This is a genomic window from Methylobacterium sp. J-001 (genome assembly GCF_022829565.1).
Taxonomy (GTDB): domain Bacteria; phylum Pseudomonadota; class Alphaproteobacteria; order Rhizobiales; family Beijerinckiaceae; genus Methylobacterium.
This window is the reverse complement of sequence record NZ_JAKSYN010000159.1, coordinates 1-664: the sequence shown is the minus strand read 5'-3', so window position 1 is coordinate 664 and position 664 is coordinate 1. Positions and strand designations below refer to the sequence as shown.

1 protein-coding gene is annotated in these 664 nt (G+C 75.0%); it reads right to left on the bottom strand.

Features of this window, described 5'->3' with window-relative positions; all coding sequences use genetic code 11:
* Positions 1-123 precede the first annotated feature (123 nt).
* The coding region (locus MKK65_RS19955) for a sugar transferase (RefSeq protein WP_243959904.1) at positions 124-664 on the bottom strand (541 nt) is incomplete at its 5' end.

Here is a 664-nt window from a genome sequence, read left to right as displayed (position 1 = left end):
CATGACGATCCCGTCGGCGACCCCGTCCCCGCACACCCGCGGCGCCGCCCAGGCCCTAGCGGCGCGGCGCGTGTCCGCGACGGGCACCGCGACGTGCGCAGGCCGAGCGCTCGGCTGGCCGGGCTAATTGCTGCCGACTTGGGCCAGAACCGCCGGGGCGGTGCGCAGCATGTTCGCGATGTCCCGGCGCAGGCTCAAGCGGCTGGCATAGTCCAGGTCCAGCGCCACGCGCTCGGCGTAGGTCGTGTCCGAGCGCCCCGAGACCTGCCACAGCCCGTTCAGCCCCGGCGGCACCGGTAAGCCGGTCGCGAACGCCGGGCCGTAGCGGGCGCCCTCGGCCTGGACGCTCGGCCGCCGCCCCACCTGTCTCATCTCCCCGCGCAGCACGGTCCATCGCTGGTGCAGCCCGTCCAGCGATCTCTTGCGAAGTACCTGGCCGATGGAGGTACTGCCGCGCGCCTCGCTGTGCTTGCCCGGTGCGGCCCACCCCGCCCGGGCCTGCGGGCTGGCGGCCAGATGGGCGGCGAGCCCCCCCTCGCCGTCGGCGACCATCGAGCGGAACTTCAGGCGGCCGAAGCTGCGCCCGTCCCGACCCAGCCGCGTGTGCCGGAAGATCGGCGCCTTGCGGTCCCCGGCCCAGACCAGCGCGGCGATCACCAGCATC